The following is a 20434-nucleotide window of genomic DNA, read 5'->3' on the forward strand; positions in this document are numbered from 1 at the left end:
GCGCGCTCGCCCTCACCAGGCGTAGTCGACGAGACGGGAACACAGCCATGCCCGGTTCCAGGCACGAGCACACCGACGCCGCGATCGCGGTGTCCGACCTGAGCAAATCGTTCGGGCCGACCACAGCACTGGATCACCTCACGATGTCTGTAGCGGCCGGCGAGGTACACGGTTTCCTCGGGCCGAACGGCGCGGGGAAGTCCACGACGATCCGCGTGCTGCTCGGCCTTCTGCGCGCCGACTCCGGGACCGTCACCGTGCTCGGTGGCGACCCCTGGCACGACGCCGTCGCACTGCATCGCCGGCTCGCGTACGTGCCCGGCGACGTGAACCTGTGGCCGAACCTCACCGGCGGCGAGGTCATCGACCTCTTCGCGCGGCTGCGCGGCAACTTCGACAGCAGGCGGCGTGACGAGCTGTGCGAACGGTTCGACCTCGACCCGACGAAGAAGGGGCGTACCTACTCCAAGGGCAACCGGCAGAAGGTGGCCATCGTCGCGGCACTGGCCTCCGACGTGGAGTTGCTGATCCTGGACGAGCCCACCGCCGGCCTGGACCCGCTGATGGAGGCGGTATTCGCGGAATCGATCCGCGAGGCGAAAGCGGCCGGGCGGACCGTGCTGCTGTCCAGCCACATCCTCGCGCAGGTGGAAGCGCTGTGCGATCGGGTGTCCATCATTCGGCAGGGACGCATCGTGGAGTCCGGCTCCCTGGCCGAACTGCGGCACCTGACGCGCACCACGGTCCGGGTGGAAACCGTCCGCCCCGCGGGTGATCTGAGCGGCCTGCCCGGGGTCCACAATGTGTCCGCTTCAGACGGTCGGGTGGACTTCGACGTCGACACCGAAAACCTCGATGCCGTGATCGGACACCTGCACCGGCTCGGGATCCGCTCGCTGATCAGCCAGCCGCCCACGCTGGAGCAATTGTTCCTGCGGCATTACGGCGACGAACTCGCCGGCGCCACGAACGGCGCCACGAACGGAGCCACGAACGGCGCCACGAACGGCGCGGCCGGCGGGAGCGGGCGATGAGCACGACGACCATGGCGCCCGCGCTGTCGGTGACCGTGCGCCGCGACCATCTCGCCGGCACAGCGACGTTGATCCGGTTCATCCTGCGTCGCGACCGGGTGCGCATCCCCGTCTGGCTGGTGGTGCTCGGCCTCGTGTCCGTCGGCACGCTGGGCAGTTTCCTCGGTACCTACCCGGATCCCGCCGCCCGGGCCAACATCGCGCAGACGCTGCACAGCCCCATGGGGCTGGCGATGACGGGGCCGGCGCGCTATCTGGAGAACTACCACTACGGCTCGATCCTGTCCCACCAGATGCTCGGGTTCACGGTGCTCGCGGTGGGCATGATGAGCGTGCTGCTGGTGGTTCGGCACACGCGCGCCGAAGAGGAGACCGGTCGCGCGGAACTGGTTCGCGCGACCGTGGTGGGCCGGCACGCCAACCTGGCCGCGACACTGATCGTCGTGGCGGCCGTGAACGTGGTGCTCGGCCTGCTGATCGCGGCTACGCTCGCCGGCAGTGCTGCCGAGGGGATCACAGGTTCCGGCGCTCTGCTCTACGGAGCCGCGCACACGGCCGCCGGGCTGGTGTTCGCGGCGGTCGCGGCCGTGACGGCCCAGATCACGGGGTATTCCCGGGGTGCGACGGGGATGGGGCTGGCCGTGGTCGGCCTCGCCTACGTCGTACGCGCCATCGGCGACGCCGGCGAGAACGCGCTGTCCTGGCTGTCCCCGATCGGCTGGGCCCAGCACACGTGGCCCTTCCTCGACGACCAGTGGTGGCCGCTGCTGCTGTCCCTCGCACTGGCCGCCGCGCTCACCTGGCTCGCCGTGACCCTGAGTTCGCACCGGGACGTCGGCACCGGTCTGCGGCAGACCCGCGCCGGAGCGGCGAGAGCGTCCAACCTGCTGGCTACGCCGTTCGGCTTCGCGCTGCGGCTGCACCGTGGCCTGCTCGCCGGATTCGGCGTCGCCGTCGCCGCGCTCGCCGCGATGTACGGTTCGCTGCTCGGCGACGTCGAAGCGATGCTCGGCGACGTCGACGTGATCACCGACGCGCTCGCCGAGCGAGGCGGCGCGCTGGTCGAGGCGTTGGTGTCGATGGTCATGCTCGTCAACGCCGTGGTCGTCACCGTCTACGCCGTGCTCGCGGCGACGCGGGTTCGCAGTGAGGAAACGGCCGGGCGAGCCGAGCCGGTGCTGGCCACGCCGCTGCACAGGTCCCGCTGGGTACTCAGCCATCTGGCCGTGGTGCTGCTCGGCTCGACGCTGATGCTGGTCGTCGCGGGCCTGGTGCTCGGGGGACTGGGAGCGAGCACGGTGGACGACGGTGCCTTCTTCGGCAAGGCGATCGGTGCCGCGCTCGCCTACCTCCCGGCGGTGTGGTGCACCATCGGTGTAGCCGTCGCGCTCTTCGGTCTGCGTCCACAGTGGATCGGATGGACGTGGCTGGTTCCGGTGTGGACGTTCGTGGCCGGGTACCTCGGCGAGCTCATCGGGTTCCCGGACTGGCTGGCGCGCCTGAGCCCGTTCGGATGGGTGCCGGAGCTGCCGGTGGCCGACTTCGCCCTGACCCCGCTCGTGGTGCTGACGGCGTTGGCGGCGGCGCTCGTCGCCCTCGGCCTGGCGGCACTGGGCAGGCGCAGCATCAACACCGGCTGACCGGCCGTGCTGCCGGTGACCGGCCTCGGCGTCGGTCACCGGCAACGAGCCGGTGGATCAGCCCACCGGCCGCTCGGTGTCGAGCGTCGCGCCGGGCACGCCGTTCTCCACGACGTACGACGCGCGCGTGGAGACCGGCGCGTTCGGCTCGGTCACCGACGGCAACACGAGGAAGTCACTGGTCCACAGGTCCTTGGTCACCGTGCACCGGACATAGCCGCGCTGCTGGTTCCAGAACTTCAGGTGCGGGTTGTTGGCGAGCATCCGCCGGCCCTCCTCGGTCATGTCGGCACCGTTTCCGCCACTGGTGATGGAATTGCCGACGAACTCGGCGCCGACCACCGGGGAGTCCGGATCGTCGTAGTCGGCCTTCAGGTTGAGCACGTTGTTCTGGTGCCGGTCTCCGGTGATCACGATCAGGTTCTCCACCCCGCGTTCGCGTGCGCCGTTGAGCACCCGCTGCCGGTTGGCGACGTAGCTGTCCCAGTTGTCGATGGTCACGGTCTTCACCGGGTCCCAGTGCGTGACCGTCTCGGCCAGCGGCGCCTGATTCGCGAGTACCTGCCACCGGGCCTTCGAGCGGGCGAAGTTGTTCAGCAGCCAGCCTTCCTGCTCCCAGCCCAGGATGGTGCGCCGGGGTTCGTACGCTTCCGGCGTCTGCGGACCGTCCCAGGTGTCGGCGATCTGGTCGTCGCGGTACTGGCGGGTGTCGAGGACGTTGAAGTCGACCAGGTTGCCGTAGCTCAGCTTCCGGTAGAGCTGCATGTCCGGGCCGTCCGGCAGCTGCGCGGCCCGCAACGGCAGGTTCTCGTAGTAGGCCTGGAACGCCGCGGCCCGGCGTGGCATCCACAGCTCGCCCTTGGTCTGGCTGGAGGCTTCGGGGACCTCGCCGGCCCAGTCGTTCTCCACCTCGTGGTCGTCGAGGGTCACGATCCAGGGGTGGGCGTGGTGGGCGGCGATCAGGTCGGGGTCGCTCTTGTAGAGCGCATACTGGATCCGGTACCGCTCGAGCGTGATCGTCTCGGACCGGAAATGCTCCGGGACCGGCTGGTTGCGCGCGCCGCCGTGGGCGTTGATGGCGGATTCGTAGAGGTAGTCGCCGAGGTGAATGGCGACGTCGAGGTCCTGCTCGGCGAGGTGCCGATGCGCGGTGTAGAAACCCGACGACCATTCCTGGCAGCTGGCGAAGGCGAACGTCAGCGACGAGATCGCCGCGCCGACGGCCGGTGCGGTCTTGGTCCGCCCGACGGGTGAGATCTCGTTGCCGAGCATGAATCGGTAGTAGTAGTGCCGTCCGGGGCGCAGGCCCCAGACCTCGGGATGCACCGAGTAGCCGAGCTCGGGCGTGGCCGTGGCGGTGCCGTGCTTGACGACGCGGCGGAACTGCTCGTCCTCGGCGACCTGCCAGCGCAGCACGTACCGCTTGTCCCGCGGCATCCCGCCGAGGCCGCCCTCGGCCAGCGGGTCGGGCGCCAGCCGTGTCCACAGGACCACCGAATCCGGCAGCGGGTCGCCGGACGCGACGCCGAGCTTGAACGGGTAGTCGGGCAGCCGGTGCCGCGGGGCGGGGGAGGCGGCGGACCGGCCGCCGATGCCGAGGAACACAGCGGCGGCGCCGGCCGCGCTCATGCCGACGAAGCCACGTCTGGTGAGTGGCGCGCCGGTGCCGAGCCTGGGGCGCGAGAAGGCCATGCGGACTCCAAGGAGGGTGGGGACGCGGGTCGGCGACAGCCAACGCTGCGAAGATGACGCCCGGCCGACCGTGAGATGTGGTGATCTTGACGGGCGAGCGTCGTTGGAACATTTCGGAAGTCGGGCACGATTCGTGCATACCGCTCCGGAGTGCTTCGCCGGTCCGGCCCGGACTCTCCACTGCCGCGCTTTCGGTTGCCGATTTTCGTGATCGTTTCGGTGCCGAATCCCCGTCGCGCACTGGGGCCTCCCGCCGATGGAGGTGTCACGGATACAAGGTGAGGAGGGGTAGCGCTGCACACGTTCTGGGCCCGGGTGTGGGGCTGGGTGCGGTTCTGGTGGCACTACGAGCCCACCGACGCCGACGACGACGATCTGCGCGCCTACTAGACCGCTTACTGGACGCCGTCCTCGGCCGGGCGGGGTCGCGGAGCGTGGTCCGGGAGCGCGGGCGACATCGCCGGCAGGCACACGAGGCCGTCGAAGGCAGCGAGCACGTCGACCGGTGTTTCCGTGGTGACGTGCCGGATGCTGGTGGGGCCGGGCCGGCCGCGAGCGGGACGCAGATCCAGCAGCACCGGCTCGTCGCCGGGCGTGCTCCGGGCGACGGCGTGTTCGACGCTGCCCTCGCCCGGCGGCTCGAGGGGCGCGCTCAGCACCTCCAGCCCGGCCGGGGCGTCGTCGGCCAACCGCGCGGTCGTGGTGGTGCCGTCGAGTGCGGTGACGCCGATCGCCACGTAGTCGCTGCCGAGCTCGGCGGCGAGGTAGGTGCCCGTCGACGGCGCGTGGACGCCGGGCACCAGCTGCATCGGCACGCGCTGGCAGTGGGCGTTGTGCAGCAGCAGCACGAGGCGGGCGTCCGGTTCCAGGTCCCGCAGCAGCCGCACCGTGTCGGCCTGGTGGATGTCCCGCGACGACGGCACGAGCCCCCGCCGGTCACCGAACTCGTGCAGTTCGCGGAGCTGTTCGTCCAGCCGCAGAGCGCCGTACGCGTGGTGCCGGGCGATGCGGTGGGCCCCGGACACCGGGCCGGGACCCAGCGCGTCCAGCCGGAGCAGCAGCCGGGTGAGGGCCGTCGTCGCGGCGTCCCGCTCGGCCGGGGTCAGCTGGGCGTAGCGGGCCGGGGCGGCGCCGTTGTTGGCCGCCGCGTAGGCCCGGGTGGCGTCGATGGCGGCCTCCACCAGGGGCAGCTCGCCTGGAGCGTGCTCGGCGAGATGGTCGCGCACCCGCGTCAGTGCCGGTAGCGGGGACCCTCCCGAGCCGGGTAGGTCCAGCCCGGCGAAGCGCACCCGGCCGCCGGCGGCGTGGTGCTGCCGGAGCCCACGCAGGAGCTCGCGCAGCTGTGGAGACTCACCGAAGCGGAAGGTGAACCCGTCGCGCGCCACCGCGCCGACGTCACCCGGGCCGCCCCGGATCCACCGGTCGACGAGCTGGCCCTCGGCGAATCCCGACTCGTAGCCGACGATCGAGAAGCCCAGTTCGGTGACGAGCACCCGCACCAGATCGGCGCGCAGCTGCGTGAACTCGCGGATGTAGTGGTTGTTCTCGCCGATCGCCACCACCCGCGCGTCACCGACCAGCTCGGCGATATCCGGCAGCGGCACCCTGCGAACGGACTCGGGCAACGACATGGCCTCCCCCTCGAACCCGGTGCGTTCACTGTGCCGCGTACGGAGATACGGAGGCAACCGGATACCCGGGAGACCGTCCACAGTGGCTGAGTGGAGGTGGCGCGTGCTCCCGGTACACAGTGGAGGGCGACCAGCAGCGGGGCGTGATGAAACCCCCGCTTCGGCGGGCCGGCCGCGACGCCGGGCCGGTGTTCGCCGACGGACGTCCCGCGGCCGAGCACCGGGCGCCTACGCTGCCGGATGACCCGGTTGCATCACCTGGCGTGAAAGGAACGGCCATGCTGGATCTGTTGCTGCGCGACGTGCGCGCCCTGACGCTGACCCCCGAGCGGCCCCACGCGCACACCGTCGGCGTGCTCGGCGGCCGCATCGTGGGCGTCGACGAGGAGGTGGCGGACCTCTCCGCCCGGCATGTCGTCGAGGGTGAGGGCGCCGTGCTGACGCCGGGCTTCGCCGACGCCCACAACCACATGGTGTGGTACGGCCTGTCGCTCGCCGAGATGGACCTCTCGGCCATGCGCACACCGGAGGAGCTCTACGACGCCGTGGCCGCGAAGGCCGCGACCCTGCCGAGTGACGGCTGGGTGGTGGGCTCCGGCTACGACGACTTCGTGCTTGGCGGGCACCCCGACCGCGCCGCACTGGACCGCGCTGGCGGCGGCCGTCCCGTGTGGCTCAAGCACCGCTCGGCTCACATGTCCACGGTCAGCTCCGAGATCCTGCGGCTGGCCGGCGTCCTCGACGGGTCGGCGACGGTCCCCGAGGGCGGGGTCGTCGAGCGCGACGAGCGGGGCGAGCCGACCGGACTGCTCGCCGAGCAGGCACAGCAGCTCGTGGACGCGCTCGTGAAGCCCTACCCCGTGGAGGAGCTCGCCGCCGCCATCGCGCGGGCGGCGAAGGTGTACGTGGCGGAGGGACTCACGCACGTCACCGAGGCCGGCATCGGCGGCGGCTGGATCGGGCACAGCCCGGCGGAGGCGGCGGCCTACCAGCTGGCCCGCCAGCGCGGTGACCTGCCGTTGCGGGTGGAACTGATGCCCGCCCGCGAGGTACTGCACCCGGTCGACGAGGCCTACGGGCTCGACCTCGGCCTGCGCACCGGGTTCGGCGACGACTTCCTGCGCATCGGCCCCATGAAGATCTTCACCGACGGCGCACTCTCCAGCCGCACCGCCGCCGTCACCGAGCCCTTCTGCGGGCATGGCGGGCACGGCGTGCTCGGCGACGACCCGGAGGTGCTGCGGCAGGCCATCCTGGCCGCCCACCGCGGCGGCTGGCGGGTCGCCGCGCACGCCATCGGCGACCGGGCCATCGACCTCGCCCTGGACGTCTTCGAGGAGGCCCAGCGCGTGGCGCCGAGGCCCGGGGTGCGGCACCGGCTGGAGCACGCCGCGATGGTGCGCCCCGACCAGCTGCCGAGGATGGCGGCGCTCGACGTGGTTCCCGTGCCGCAGGCGCGGTTCCTGTTCGAGATCGGCGACACGATGGCGGAGGCGCTCGGCGAGTCGCGGGTCCCGTGGCTCTACCGGCATAAGTCCTTTGTGGACGCCGGCCTGCGCGTGCCCGGTAGCTCCGACCGGCCGTGCGTGTCGGTGGGCGCTCCGCTGCTCGGCATCCGGTCGATGGTGGAGCGCACCACCAAGGCCGGTGTCGTGCTCAGCCCCGGCGAGCGCGTCGACGCCGAGGAGGCGTTGCGCGCCTACACTACCCACTCCGCCTACGCCGCCACGCAGGAGAACGAGCGTGGCCGGATCGCGGGCGGCATGTTCGCCGACTTCGTCCTGCTCGACGACGACCCGACCACCGTGCCGAGTTCACGGATCGGCGACATCGGGGTGCTCACCACCTTCGTCGCCGGTCGAGCGGTGCACGGCGCGGAGAAGTTCGCCGGAGTCCCCACCACCTGACCCGGGAGGCACGGCTCGCTGCGGCGCCGCCGCGTCGGTCGGGTTCGTGGTCGGTGGCACTGCTGCCGGTGGTGGCCGTGCTCACGGGTGTCGGCCGCTTCGCCGTTGTCGTGCGTAAACCTCGTCACGTTCCCGCCGGAGTGGTCTGGACGGCCTTCGCCCCGCGCCCCTAGCGTGCGCTGGAGGGAGGTGCCGAGATGCGGGAGACGGTGCGGACGCTGCTCGACGCGCTCGACGGCAGGGTCGACGCGATCGGCCGGGCGGCGGCGCTCGTGCTGGACTGCGTGGAGGCCGGTGGTGTCGTGCACACCGCCGGCGCGGGGCATTCGCTGGCCATGGTGTGCGAGACGTTCTACCGGGCGGGTGGGCTCGCCGCCGTGCGGCCGTTGTGGGACAGCGAGGTGCTGCCGCTGGACGGGGCGTTGCGTAGCTCGGCGGCCGAACGGGAGCCGGGCCGGGGACGGGCGCTCGTGGAGCAGGCCCGGCCGGAGCCGCCGGACGTCGTGGTCGTGTTCTCCACCAGCGGCCGCAACCCGTACCCGGTGGAGATCGCGCAGGCGGCCCTGGAGCGCGGCGTGCCGGTGATCGCGGTGACCTCGCTCGCGGCGTCGGCGGCGGCGTCGGACCGAGCGGGAACCCGGCTCGCCGACCACGCGACGGTCGTGCTGGACACCGGCGTGCCGCCCGGCGACGTCGTGCACCCCGAGGACGACCCGCGCACGGCAGCGGTGTCGACGATCCTGGGCGCGTACGCGTGGTCGGCGTTGCTGGCCGAACTCGACCGGCAGGCCGCCGACCGCGGCGTCGCGCTTCCACTGTGGACCAGCGCGAACGTGCCGGGTGGCGACGAGCGCAACGTGGAACTGTTCGCGCGCTACTCCGATCGCATCCCCGAGCTCAGACGCGGTCTGTCGTAGCGATCAGGCGGGCAGCGGTGCGGGCCGGGCCCGCGGCAGTCCGAACAGGTCGAACACGCTCAGGTCCATGAAGTTCGCGACGTGGCCGATGCCGTCGCCGGCCATTCCGAGCACCTGCACCGTGAACGCCCGGAACTCGCCGGTGTCGTCGTCCCGCAGGTACATGGCGTAGGCGGGTTGCCCGTTGGCGCCGACGGGCAGCATCAGCACCCCGCCCGCTCGCGCCGGGCACCGGTGCTCCAGGTGCCTGCCCACGTCGGTCCGGCCGCGATACCAGGACGCGTACGGCGGCATCTCCCACACGATGTCGCGTGTGAACAGCCCGACGAGCGCGTCGACGTCCTTGTTCTCGAACGCCGTGACGTAGCGGTCCAGCAGGCGTCGTTGTGTTTCCTCGTCCGGCTCGGCGACCTCGTCGGGCACCGGCGCCGCCTGGGCGAGTTGCGCGCGGGCACGCTGCAGGATGCTGTTCACCGCCGCCGTGCTCAGGCCCACCGTCTCGGCGACCTCCTTGGCCCGCCACTTGAGCACGTCGCGCAGGATCAGCACCGCCCGCTGCCGCGGCGGCAGGTGCTGCAGGGCCGCGACGAGGGCGAGCCGGACGCTTTCCCGCTCGGTGACGATCGCCGCCGGGTCCGCCGCCGACGTGCCGGCGAGCCGGTCCGGGAGCGGCTCCAGCCACGGCACGTCGGCGCGCTCGGCGAGATCGTCTGCCGGGTCCGCGCTGCCGGCACCGAGTCCGGTCGGCATCGGCCGTCTGCGGCGGCTCTCCAACGCGGTCAGGCAGGCGGTCGTGGCGATGCGGTGCAGCCAGGTACGCAGCGACGACCGGCCCTCGAACCGGTCGTAGGCGCGCCACGCCCGCAGGTAGGTCTCCTGCACCAGATCCTCGGCGTCGTGCGCCGACCCCAGCATCCGGTAACAGTGCGCGAGCAGTTCGCGGCGGTACGGGTCCGCCTCGCGGAGGAACTCGTCGTCCACCTGCGCCCGTGCCATGGCACCCTCCTTCTTGCTCTCCGGCAATCCTCGCAGAGGCGGGTGACAGAAAACACGGGTCGCGCGACTACAGCATTTCCAGCGGTACGGGGCCGTCGGGTGCCGGGAACCGCCGGTCGAGGTCGGCGAGGTCCTCCTCGGTGAGGGCTATGTCGAGTGCCGCGGCGTTCTGCTCGACGTGCTCGGGGTCGGCCGCCTTCGGGATCGCGCACACGAGGTGCTGCTGCAGCACCCAGGCGATCGCGATCTGGGCGGGTGTCGCGTCATGGCGCCGGGCGACCTCCCGCAGCAGCGGGTCGCGGAGCAGCCTGCCCTGCTCGATCGGCGAGTACGCCATCACCGGCAGCCCCCGCGCCCGGCACCAGGGCAGCAGCCCGGTCTCCGGTCCCCGCCGGGTGAGGTTGTAGAGCACCTGGTCGGTGACGGCCTGCCGGCCGGTGTCGAGTGTCCACAGTTCGTCGAGGTCGGCGGCGTCGAAGTTGGAGACGCCGAACTGGCGGATCTTGCCGTCCGTACGCAGCCGGTCGAACGCCTCGACCGTCTCCTCCAGCGGCACGTTGCCGGGCCAGTGCAGCAGGTACAGGTCGATCCAGTCGGTGCCGAGCCTGCGCAGACTCGCCTCGCACGCCTGGATCGTGCCGCGCAGCGTCGCGTGGTGGGGAAGCACCTTGCTGACCAGGAACACCTCGTCGCGCCTGCCCGCGATCGCCTCGCCGACCACGGACTCGGCGTCGCCGTACATCTCCGCCGTGTCGATGAGGCCGAGGCCGAGCTCGAGCCCGTGCCGCAGCGCCGCGACCTCCGCGGGGCGGTCGGCCCGCCGCTCGCCCATGTGCCACGTGCCCTGTCCGAGCACCGGAAGCCGGTCGCCCGAGCTCAGTTCGAGGAGGCGCATGCCGGCTCCCGTCAAGGCTGCACGGCCACCACGGTGTCGAGCCCGGACAGCTCGATCACGCGCCGGGTGGGCGAGCCGTGCGGGGCGACGATCTCGAGCTCGGTCTGCAGCAGCTGCAGCCGGTCGGCGAGCGTGAACAGAATGCGCAGCCCCGCACTGTCGATGTAGGTCAGTCCGGCCAGGTCCAGCCGGACACGGATCAGGTCGTTGGCGACGGCACCGTAGATGTCGTCCTGGACGACCTCGGCGTTGGACAGGTCGACCTCGCCACTGATGCTGATCTCCACCGTCTTGGTGTCCGGTGAACGGACGTCGACGTTGGCGACGGTCATCGCGCACCACCGTCGGACAGCCGCCTGCGTACGTGCACGTCGGTACCGTCGCTCCCGTATTCGATTCGCAGGTCGTCGCTCAGTTGCCGCATGAGCTGGGTTCCTCTGCCTCGATGCAGACCTCTGGGGGATCGCCACTTGCCGTTGTCGCTGATCGTGGCGTATACCTCACCGCCCTTGGCTTCAAGCCGGACCGTGAACTTTCCGCCGAGCGGCCCATACGCGTGTTCGATGACGTTGGCGCCTGCCTCACCGATCACCACGAGCAGGTCGGCCACGTCGTCGGGCGCGGCACCCACCGTGGGCAGCCAGCGGCGCAGGGCCGCGCGGATGTCGGCCAGCGCCTCGGGCACCGCGTCCAGTTCGAGTGTCAGCTCGCGCTGTTCGTCCGCCGTCTTCCTCCGCATGGCGAGGATGGCGATGTCGTCGTCGGTCGGGTCGGCGCCGACGAGGTGAAGCATGACGTTGGAGCACAGTCGTTCCACCGGACCGCTCTCCATCGCGTCGCGAAGCAGGCCGAGGTCCACGTCCAGATTCCGGTGCCTGCGTTCCACCAGCCCGTCCGTGTAGAACAGCACCGTGGCGCCCGGCGGGATGTCCACCGTGCTCGTGCGGCGCTGTCGGGGCACGGCGCCCGCCCCGACCGGCGGGTCGACCGGAACATCCAGCATGCGCGGGGGTTCGCCCGGCGCGGCGAGCATCGGCGCGAGGTGCCCGGCCAGCGACAGCCGCAGCCGGCCCAGTGACGGCTCCCACATCGCGTAGCCGATGGTCGCCATGATCTGCGGCTCGAAATGCCGCATGTGGCGATCGAGCTTGCACAGCACGTCGGCCGGGTCGCTTGCGTCGAGCGCGAACGCCCGGGTGGTGGTGCGCATGCGGCTCATCACCATGGCGGCGTCCAGGCCACGCCCGACGACGTCGCCGATCGCCGCGCACAGCCACCCCGACGGCAGCTTGAACACGTCGTACCAGTCACCGCTGACGCCGCCCGCCTCGCCCGGTGCGTACCGCGCGGCCATCTCGAGGCCGGGGATGTTCGGCAACTTGCCCGGCAGCAGCGTGCGCTGCAGCGCTGAGGCGGCGGCCTGGTCGGCGTTGGTGAGCCGGTTCCTGGTGGCGAGCGCGACCCGCTCGGCCACGAGCCGCAGCAGCTCGACGTCCTGCTCGGTGAAAGGCGTCGCGTCGATCATGCCGACGTGCAGGACGCCGAGCACCTCGCCTCCGCCGAGCAGCGGTACTCCGGCCAGGGACCGGATGCCCTTCTTCCACAGGACCGGGTTCACGACGGTCGTCTCGTCCACCTGCTGCAGGATCAGCGGCTGCCGGGTGGCGGCGATGGTGCCGGCGAAGCCCTCGCCGACCGGAATCCGGGCGCCTTGCCGCACTTCCTCCTCGATGCCGGACGAGGCCGTGGCCACCAGGTGGTCGCCGCTGTTGTCCAGCAACAGGACCGTGGCGGTGTCGGCCTCGAGAACCTCCCGGACACGTTCGAGCAGGGCATGGAGCAGTCGCTCCACGTCCATGTGTGCAAGTGCGGCATCGGTGACCGCTTCGATCCGGCGCAGGCGGTCGGTGGCGCTGCCCGAATCGATCGACCTCGGCATAGCCGCGAGCATATCTCTCACGGCTACCGCGGGCAGCGCACGACGTTTCGGCTCCGCGCGAGCTCGCCCGGGGTTTGCAGCTCGGGGCGCACGCGACGATGATCCGGATCATGACTCCGGCTCGTGAGGAACGCATCGGCGCGGCCGACGGCGGCACGTTCTCCGCCTACTGTGCCCTCCCCGCGGGCACCCCCGCTCCCGCGATCGTGCTGTTACAGGAGGTGTTCGGCGTCAACGACAACATGCGGGAGCTGGCGCACCGGCTGGCCGGCCGGGGCTATCTCACGCTGGTGCCGGACATGTTCTGGCGGTTGCGGCCCGGCTTCGAGAGCAAGGACGAGTCGGGCCTGGCCGAGGGCATGGCACTGGCGCAGCGGCTGGATCTCGCCGCCGCGGCCGGTGACCTGGCGCAGACGCTCGGCCACGCCCGGTCGCTGCCGGAATGCTCGGGCAAGGTGGCCGGGGTCGGGTTCTGTCTCGGCGGCACGCTCGCGTATCTGCTCGCCGTGCACGCCGATCCCGACGCCGTGGTGTCGTACTACGGCTCCGGGGTGCACACGATGCTCGACGATCTGGACCGGATCGGCTGCCCGGTGCTGTTCCACTACGGCGACGAGGACCCGTTCATCCCGCGGGAGGCGGTGGCGGCCGTGGAGGCCGACATCGCCGGGCGGCCGGGAATGGAGCTGTACCACTACGCAGCCGGTCACGCCTTCTCCAATTTCGACGCCCCGTCGTTCCACCAGCCGGAAGCCGCCGAGCTGGCGTGGGGCCGCACGCTGGAGTTTCTCGACCGGCACCTCCGGGCCTAGAGGCGCGGGCGGTCGCTCGCCAGCAGCGGCTCGAACAGGTCGCCGTGGGTCTCGATCCGATCGAGCACCTCGTCGGCGGTGAACACCAGGTCGCTCGCGTGCTCGCACTCGGCCACCTCGTCCCACGTGATGGGCGTGGAGACGGTCGGCCTGGGCCGTGCCCGCAGCGAATACGGCGCGACGGTGGTCTTCTGGGTGTTGTTCTGGCTCCAGTCGATGAGAACCTTGTGCGGGCGCAGGTTCTTCGCCATCCGCGACACGACCAGCTGTGGCATCTCTTTCTCCAGCCGCTCGGCGAGTTCCTTCGCGTACTCGCGTGTGCGCCCGGGCTCCTTCGTCCGCACGGGAGCGTAGAGCTGCATGCCCTTCGAGCCGCTGGTCTTGGGATAGGCGTCGAGGCCGTCCTCGGCCAGCACCTCGCGCAGCCGCAACGCCACCTCGCAGCACTCGACGATGGTCGCGGGCTCCCCGGGGTCGAGGTCGAACACCAACAGATCGGGATTGCGCTTCCCGCCGCGTGGCCCCACGGTCCACTGTGGAATATGCAGTTCCAGGCTGGCGAGATTGGCCACCCAGATCAGCGTCGGCAGGTCCTGGACGAGCGCGAAATCCGCCTTCTCCGACCCGCGCGAGCTGCCCGGCGTCTCGATGCACACCGTGCGTACCCACTCCGGCGCGTGGCGTGCGACGTCCTTCTCGAAGAACGACTTGCCCTCCACGCCGTTCGGGTACCGCTTGAGCGTCAGCGGGCGGTCCTTGACGTGCGGCAGCAGGATCGGCGCGATGCGGGCGTAGTAGTCGAGCACCTCGCCCTTGGTGAACCCGGTCTCCGGGTACAGCACCTTGTCCAGATTGGACACCTTCATGCGGCGGCCTGCCACGTCCACCACGGGACTGGTCATGGGCGGAGCTCCTCGGGGTCGCGGTCGGTGCGCAGCCCGCGCCATGCCGGCGCGCGCAGCCTGCCGTCCTCGGTCCAGTCCTTGAACACGACCTCGCCCACCAGCGAGGGCCGCACCCAGTGTGCGCCCTTCGCGCGGTCGCGGGGCACCTCGGTACCGAACGGCGAGGTCTTGCGTTCCAGCTTCCGCAGCCTGGCCACGATGTCGTGCAGCATGTCCTCGGTGAACCCGGTCCCGACCTGGCCGATGTAGCGCAACCCGTCCTCTCCGGGCAGGCCGAGCAGCAGCGAGCCGAAGGTGTCGGACCTGCGGCCTTCGCCGGGCCGCCAGCCGCCGATCACCACCTCCAGCGCCTTGAGCTCGGTGATCTTGACCCAGTCGCCGCTGCGGTCGCCCGGCGAGTACGGCGAGCCGGCCCGTTTGGCGATGACGCCCTCCAGTTGCTGCTCGGCCGCCGCCTCCACCACCGCGGCGCCCTCGCCCCGGAAGCTCGGCGAAAGGTTCCACCTCGGCCCGCTGACGTTCAGTTCCTCGAGCAACGCCCGCCGGTCCTCGTACGGCAGCGGCAGGCACGACCGGCCGTCCAGATGCAACAGGTCGAACACGACGTAGGTCACCGGATTGTGCCTGGCGAGCTGCCGGGCCCGCTGGTCGCTGGCGTGCATCCGGCTCTGCAACGCCTTGAAGCTGGGCCTGCCGTCCTTGAGCGCGACGATCTCGCCGTCCAGCCACGCCTGCGTGCTACCGAGTTGCTCGCCGAGGCCCTTCAGCTCGGGATAGGTGGCCGTGATGTCGCCGCCCCGGCGGGAGAAGAACGTGACACGGCCGCCGTCCACGCGGGCGAGCGCGCGTACGCCGTCCCATTTGAACTCGTACGCCCAGTCGGCGTCCTCGGCGGCGGGAGGCAGCTTGCCGGACACGGCGAGCATCGGCCGCATCAGCTCCGGCAGCGCCTCCCAATCGGGATCCTGAGGCGGATCGGACCGGATCACCTGCCAGTCCTCGCCCGCGCGGAAGAACACGTACTTGCCCTGCACCCGGCTGCCGTGCAGGACGATCGAGACCTCGCGGTCGGTCCACTTGAGCGTCTCGTAGCGCCCGCTGTCCCAGATCGTCATCCAGCCGGCGCCGTACTCGCCCTTCGGGATCTCCCCGGAGAACGTCGCGTACTCGATGGGGTGATCCTCGGTGTGCACGGCCAGGCGCTGCACCCCCGGCTCCGGCGGCAGCCCCTTGGGCACCGCCCAGGACGCGAGCACGCCCTCGCGTTCGAGCCGGACGTCCCAGTGCAGGCGGCTGGCGTGGTGCTCGTGGATGACGAACATGTCGTCGTCGCCACGAGGCACCACGCCGGAGCCGCTGTCGTCGGGCAGCGGCTCCGGCGTGCGACCCGCGCGCCGTTTCCGGCGGTACTCGTCGAGGTTCGGCGCCATACGACGGGTCTACCCGATCAGCGCCCGCCTCACCCGGTGAGCGACTCGACCAGCACGGTCGCGCTGCCGACCCGCACGTTCTCGTCGGTACGCACGGTCACCGCCCCACGCAGGATCCGGCCGTCGCCGGGGCCGCCGTTCGCGGTGACCGTGGCCGGCACCGTCCACGTGGAGCCGGTGGGCCGGGTGGCGTCGGAGTCGGTGACCTCGATGGATCCGAGCGTCGGGTGCGCGTAGGTGTCGAGGTAGTCGTACTCCGTGCTGCCCGAGGGCACCGCATAGGCGTCGATCTCGACCCGCCACCGGCCCGGCCCCGGGTCGGCGATGGTCACCGATTCCTCGGAGTCGCCATCGGCGGTGTAGCCGGCCAGCTCGCACGTGCCGCTCGTGCAGTCGTAGACGAACAGGTCGAGGTCGGCGCCGCCGTCCGACGTGCCGCCGATGGTCGCGGTGAGCTCGGTCGCGCCATCGGGAACCTCGACGTCGTAGGACCGCAGCTCGCCGTCGGCGATGGTCGGCCGCTCGATGCGCGCACTGTCGAGCGCCCCGCCGGTGAGCCGTCCGGTGAACGCGCCGAGCGTGTTCGTCACCGTGTACTCGCGCGGCACCGGCTGCCCGGCGGTCGCCTCGGCGATGACGTCCGGGTCCGGTTCGACCGTCGTCCCCTGCACCGTCGCCGTGATCCTCCATGGCACCTCGGCGGCGTCGGACGTGCGCCGGGACTCGACCACGATCTCCCACACGCCCGGCATCGGGTCGGTGACCGTGCGGCTCGTGGCGGAGCCGGTGGGACAGCCCGCGCCCGCGTCCGGGTTGTAGCAGTACGTGGTCGATGTCGGGTCCACCGGAATGCCGGTGGGGTCGTAGCGCAGGAACCGCACCTGGCCCGCCCCCTCCGGTCCGCCCGCTGCCATGTCGATCCGCAGGGAGCCGGCGCCCTCGGGCACCCGGACGAAGACGCTGCGTACCTGGTTGCGGCCGACGGTGCCGGACGCCGTGGTCGCGAACTCGTTGTCCTGCGTGAACTCCTGCGGCGCGAACACGGTGTTCATGGTCTGCACGTCGAAGCCCACCGTGCGCGGATCGTCGAGCCGCAACAACGCCGAGTGTGTGCCCGCCGTCTTCGGGTGCACCCGCACGTCGAAGCTCACCGGCTGGTTCAGCGGCAGGCGCACGGTGCGTGCGGAGGAGAACGTGCCGTCGTTGCCGACCCAGCTCACGAGATACGTCAGCGGCCGCTGGGCGCCGGTCGTTCTCGTCAGCGTGTAGGTGCGGGTGTAGGCCGTGCCGACCGTGACGCCCTCCCGGTCGTGGATGCCGACACCGGTGTCGGGCGTGGCCAGCTGTCCGGAAAGGACGGTCTGCACCGGCACCGACGTCGTTACGGTGTCCGGCCGCGCACCACGCAGCGCCAGCAGCGCCGTGACCGTGTCGATGACGCCGGCGCCCTGGGCGTTCGCCTCGACGCCCTGCAGGAAGCGGGCCGTGGACGACATCGCGGTGCGCAGCGCCACCGCGGGCGGCCGTTCGCCGCGATGCAGTCCCTTGTAGGCGCTGACGAGCAGGGCCGCCGCACCCGTCGCCTGCGGCGCGGCCATCGACGTGCCGTTGAACATGCCGTACCCGGCAGGCAGCTCGTAGGTACCCGGCACCGGCTCACCCGCCTGCCAGGTCGGAATCGCCGAGATCGCCGAGCCCGGCGCCACCAGATCCGGCTTGAACCCGCCGTCCTCGCGCGGACCACGGGAGGAGAACGGGTGCAGCGACTCCGGCACCGGCGACTCGGAGCCGTAGTTCGACAGCCACGTGTCGTCGGTGATCGACGAACCGACGCTCACCGCGTTGGTCGCCACCGACGGGTCACCGACCGAGTTGGCGCCCGCGCCGCTGTTGCCCGCGGAGATGAACAGCTGCACGTTGTAGGTCTCGATGACGCGGTTGTAGAGCTCCGCCCGCGCGTTGTTGCCGTCGTTGAGGGCGGGCAGACCGCCGATGGAGATGTTCACGACGTCGGCGCCGTGCGTGGCGGCGTAGATGACGCCGTCGATGAGGCCGCTCGACGTGCAGGACGGCGTCGACAGGCAGACCTTCACCGACATGAGCTTCGCCCCGGGCGCCGCCCCGTCCATCTGACCGCCGAACAGGTCGTTGCCCGCGGCGATCCCGGCGACGTGCGAACCGTGTGCGGCGCCGGCGATGCCGATGTTGACGTAACCCGGCTGATCGGTCTGCACCACGAATGCCATGCGCTCGGCGATGCCGGTAGCCGGGTCGTCCACGCCGAGGTGGCCGACGTCGTGGTTGGTGGCGTAGTCGGTCATCGGCTTCTCGTCGGTGAAGTCGCCGTCGCCGTCGGTGTCGACCAGCACCCGGCCGGAGCCGGTGTCACGCAACACCCCCCACCGGTCGGCGCGGTCGCCGTCGCGGTTGACGTCCCCGCCGGTCTCGCTGGCGGCCGTGCCCAGATCACCGGCGACCTCGGAGAACACGCCGAAGGAGAACTCGCCCTCTGGTGCGGTCCACTCGCGGTCGCCCGCGGTGAAGGTGCCCGAGTAGGTCTCGCTCGACATCGTGACCCACGTTCCGTCGCCCGAGGTCGGCGAATTGGCCGTGTACCAGTCGACGATCTTGCGCTCGCCGGTGCTGGTGGTGGCCAGGGCCGGGTGGTCGAGGTCGATACCGGTGTCCAGCACCGCGACGGTCGTGCCACGGCCGTCCCAGAACGGGAACTTCTGGCTGAACTGTGCCGCCTTGGTGTCGGCCGTCGGCAGATACGGGTTGACCTTCGGGGTGTCGGCTCCCGGCGCGGGCTGGGGCAGGGGATCCGTCGCGCCCACGGGAGCGGGCTCGTCGCGCTTGATGAGCCCGTCGACGTCCACCGCGTCCACCGACTTGAGCTTCTGCGCCCGCTCGGTCTCCGAGATGGGCAGGGTGACCTTCAAATAGTCGAGCTCGCGGTCCGCGGACCGGACCACACCGCCGAGGGAGCGGAGTTCGCCTGCCGCGGCGTCGGCGCGCCCTCGCTGCGCCGCGACGAGCAGGGTGATCTCCGACTTCCCGGCCCGCTGGGCCTGCTGGATCAGCGCATGATCCTCCTGATCCAGCTGTTCGTCACCCGCGACCGGCGGTGTCTCCGGCTGCGCGAGTGCTGGTGGAGCGACGAATCCCAGGGTTCCCACGGCGGCGGCGACGGCGGTCACGCCCGCCCGTCTCCACCCCCGAACGTGCTTGTGACCTCGCACTATGTCGACCTCCCGGCTTCAGGTGCCCGAAGCATCTCCGGGCGTCGCACCAACGTTTCACATTCGGGTGAAGCCGGTGGAAAAACCCGACTTTCGTAGGGGGTCGGATGGCGCAGCCAGTGGTCCGAAAGACTGTTCGATGATCTTGCTCGACCGACGTTGGAGGACCACTCACCCATGATGGGCCGCACGCACGCGCTCACCGGCTGGTGCGCCGGGCTCGCCGTCGCACCGCTCGCCGGCGTCACCTCGCTCGCCCAGGCGGTGGTGTTCGCGGCGACGACCGCCGGCTACGCACTCCTGCCTGATCTGGACCATCCGGGAGCGCGGGCGTCGAAGCTGCTGGGACCGCTCACGCGCGGCCTGTGCTGGCTGCTGCGCAAGGCGTCCTCGGCGCTGTACTCCGTGACGAAGGGACCCCGCGACGAGAAGCACTCCGGCATGCACCGGCACCTCTCGCACACGGTGCTCTTCGCCGTCGCGCTCGGCGCGGCGACCGCGGCGGGCACCGCGGCGGGTGGTCCCTGGGCCGTGGCGGGGGTCGTCCTGCTCGGCCTGTTGCTGGCGGAGGACGCGCTCGGCGACTGGTTGCTGCCCGTGTCCGGCGCGGCTGTCGTGTGGTGGGTGTACGAGAACAGCCCGCACGCGCTGGAGCAACTCGACGCGGTGAGTGGTCTGCTCGGCATCGCCGTCGCGGTCGGCTGCGTGACGCACTGCCTCGGGGATGCGCTCACCGAGTCCGGCTGCCCGTTCCTCTTCCCGCTGCCCATCGCGGGGGAGACCTGGTACGAGCTGCGTCCGCCGCGCTGGCTGCGGTTCCGGACCGGCAAGGCCGTGGAGAACCGGTTGGTGTTCCCGGTGTTCCTGGTGCTCGGTGTGCTGCTGATCCCCGGTGTCTGGCCGCTGGTGACCGAGCTGGTGTCGGCCGTGTTCAGCGAGGCGACGGTGGAGGCGGAGTCGTAGCGCGCGGCCGGGGTCGGCGGGGTGGCCGGGGGATCGGTGGATGGGTGGATGGGTCGCCGGTGCGGCTGCGGCGCGTACGGTCACAGCTCTTCCGGCAACTTCGTCCCACAGGCCGGCGTGTCTGCCGTCTGCGTCGTCGTGTCGGCGGTTGTGGTCGCCGTGTCTGCCGTTCCGGTTGCCGTGTTTGCCGTTGTGGTCGCCGTGTCTGCCGTTCCGGTAGTCGTGTCTGTCGTTTTCGTCGCCGGGTGTGAAGGGTCCATTCGCGCCGTGGGGCTGTGGTTTGCGGTGGGGTTTCCGGTTGTGGTGGTTGCCTTGGTTGCTTGGGTGGTTGGGTTTCAGGCACGCCTGCGGCGCGCCGTGGGAAACTGCCGCTCCACGCATCACCTCTCATTGTATGATTGCTAGCGGCAGTTCCCCACGGAACGGGTTTC

At 71.1% G+C, this 20434-nt stretch carries 15 protein-coding genes; 6 read left to right on the top strand and 9 right to left on the bottom strand.

Annotated elements, in window-relative coordinates:
• Positions 1-47: 47 nt before the first annotated feature.
• Positions 48-1034 carry an ABC transporter ATP-binding protein gene (locus tag ACFSZT_RS07350; RefSeq protein WP_377389240.1) on the top strand — a complete coding sequence of 329 codons (987 nt, stop codon included), beginning with the start codon at positions 48-50 and terminating at the stop codon, positions 1032-1034.
• A complete protein-coding gene (locus tag ACFSZT_RS07355) occupies positions 1031-2674 on the top strand; it encodes an ABC transporter permease (RefSeq protein ID WP_377389237.1) in 1644 nt (547 codons plus the stop codon). Before ACFSZT_RS07350 ends, ACFSZT_RS07355 begins: the two co-directional genes overlap by 4 nt.
• Positions 2675-2731: 57 nt before the next feature.
• Here ACFSZT_RS07355 and ACFSZT_RS07360 read toward each other — a convergent pair whose 3' ends face one another.
• Together ACFSZT_RS07360 and ACFSZT_RS07365 are read right to left on the bottom strand one after the other, a co-directional pair.
• Positions 2732-4366 carry an alkaline phosphatase D family protein gene (locus tag ACFSZT_RS07360; protein WP_377389234.1) on the bottom strand — a complete coding sequence of 545 codons (1635 nt, stop codon included), beginning with the start codon at positions 4364-4366 and terminating at the stop codon, positions 2732-2734.
• 395 nt (positions 4367-4761) lie between these two features.
• Positions 4762-5997, bottom strand: coding sequence for an erythromycin esterase family protein (locus ACFSZT_RS07365; RefSeq protein WP_377389232.1), 1236 nt, complete (start codon positions 5995-5997; stop codon positions 4762-4764).
• Positions 5998-6275: 278 nt separating this feature from the next.
• Between ACFSZT_RS07365 and ACFSZT_RS07370 the strand changes: the two genes are divergently transcribed.
• Both ACFSZT_RS07370 and ACFSZT_RS07375 read left to right on the top strand, forming a co-directional pair.
• Entirely contained in the window at positions 6276-7904 is a 1629-nt protein-coding gene (locus ACFSZT_RS07370; RefSeq protein WP_377389230.1) for an amidohydrolase, read from the top strand.
• 197 nt (positions 7905-8101) lie between these two features.
• Complete coding sequence (locus ACFSZT_RS07375; RefSeq protein ID WP_377389228.1) at positions 8102-8821, top strand: SIS domain-containing protein; 720 nt, start codon at positions 8102-8104, stop codon at positions 8819-8821.
• 3 nt (positions 8822-8824) lie between these two features.
• Here the strand turns inward: ACFSZT_RS07375 and ACFSZT_RS07380 are convergent, their stop codons facing one another.
• The 4 genes from ACFSZT_RS07380 to ACFSZT_RS07395 are packed head-to-tail and all read right to left on the bottom strand — an operon-like array spanning position 8825 to position 12651.
• The gene (locus ACFSZT_RS07380; protein WP_377389271.1) at positions 8825-9853 is read right to left on the bottom strand and encodes a sigma-70 family RNA polymerase sigma factor; all 1029 of its coding nucleotides are present in this window, start codon (positions 9851-9853) and stop codon (positions 8825-8827) included.
• A 31-nt stretch (positions 9854-9884) separates the two neighbouring features.
• Complete coding sequence (locus ACFSZT_RS07385) at positions 9885-10712, bottom strand: aldo/keto reductase (protein ID WP_377389226.1); 828 nt, start codon at positions 10710-10712, stop codon at positions 9885-9887.
• A gap of 11 nt (positions 10713-10723) precedes the next feature.
• Positions 10724-11044, bottom strand: a complete 321-nt coding sequence (locus ACFSZT_RS07390) for an STAS domain-containing protein (protein WP_377389223.1) — start codon at positions 11042-11044, stop codon at positions 10724-10726.
• Positions 11041-12651: an ATP-binding SpoIIE family protein phosphatase gene (locus ACFSZT_RS07395; protein WP_377389221.1), complete on the bottom strand. Its 1611-nt coding sequence runs from the start codon at positions 12649-12651 to the stop codon at positions 11041-11043. The genes ACFSZT_RS07390 and ACFSZT_RS07395 overlap by 4 nt, the downstream gene beginning before the upstream one ends.
• 110 nt (positions 12652-12761) lie before the next feature.
• Between ACFSZT_RS07395 and ACFSZT_RS07400 the strand changes: the two genes are divergently transcribed.
• Entirely contained in the window at positions 12762-13463 is a 702-nt protein-coding gene (locus tag ACFSZT_RS07400; protein WP_377389219.1) for a dienelactone hydrolase family protein, read from the top strand.
• Here the strand turns inward: ACFSZT_RS07400 and ligD (ACFSZT_RS07405) are convergent.
• The 3 genes from ligD (ACFSZT_RS07405) to ACFSZT_RS07415 are packed head-to-tail and all read right to left on the bottom strand — an operon-like array spanning position 13460 to position 18998.
• On the bottom strand, positions 13460-14365 hold the full coding sequence (gene ligD / locus ACFSZT_RS07405) for a non-homologous end-joining DNA ligase (RefSeq protein ID WP_377389217.1): 906 nt from the start codon (positions 14363-14365) through the stop codon (positions 13460-13462). The genes ACFSZT_RS07400 and ligD (ACFSZT_RS07405) overlap by 4 nt on opposite strands.
• Complete coding sequence (gene ligD / locus ACFSZT_RS07410) at positions 14362-15798, bottom strand: non-homologous end-joining DNA ligase (RefSeq protein ID WP_377389215.1); 1437 nt, start codon at positions 15796-15798, stop codon at positions 14362-14364. Before ligD (ACFSZT_RS07410) ends, ligD (ACFSZT_RS07405) begins: the two co-directional genes overlap by 4 nt.
• 29 nt (positions 15799-15827) lie before the next feature.
• A complete protein-coding gene (locus tag ACFSZT_RS07415; protein ID WP_377389212.1) occupies positions 15828-18998 on the bottom strand; it encodes a S8 family serine peptidase in 3171 nt (1056 codons plus the stop codon).
• A gap of 219 nt (positions 18999-19217) precedes the next feature.
• Between ACFSZT_RS07415 and ACFSZT_RS07420 the strand changes: the two genes are divergently transcribed.
• Complete coding sequence (locus ACFSZT_RS07420) at positions 19218-20003, top strand: metal-dependent hydrolase (RefSeq protein ID WP_377389209.1); 786 nt, start codon at positions 19218-19220, stop codon at positions 20001-20003.
• Positions 20004-20434 lie beyond the last annotated feature (431 nt).

The organism is Prauserella oleivorans, from assembly GCF_042685745.1.
In the GTDB taxonomy this organism is placed as follows: Bacteria; Actinomycetota; Actinomycetes; order Mycobacteriales; family Pseudonocardiaceae; genus Prauserella_A; species Prauserella_A oleivorans.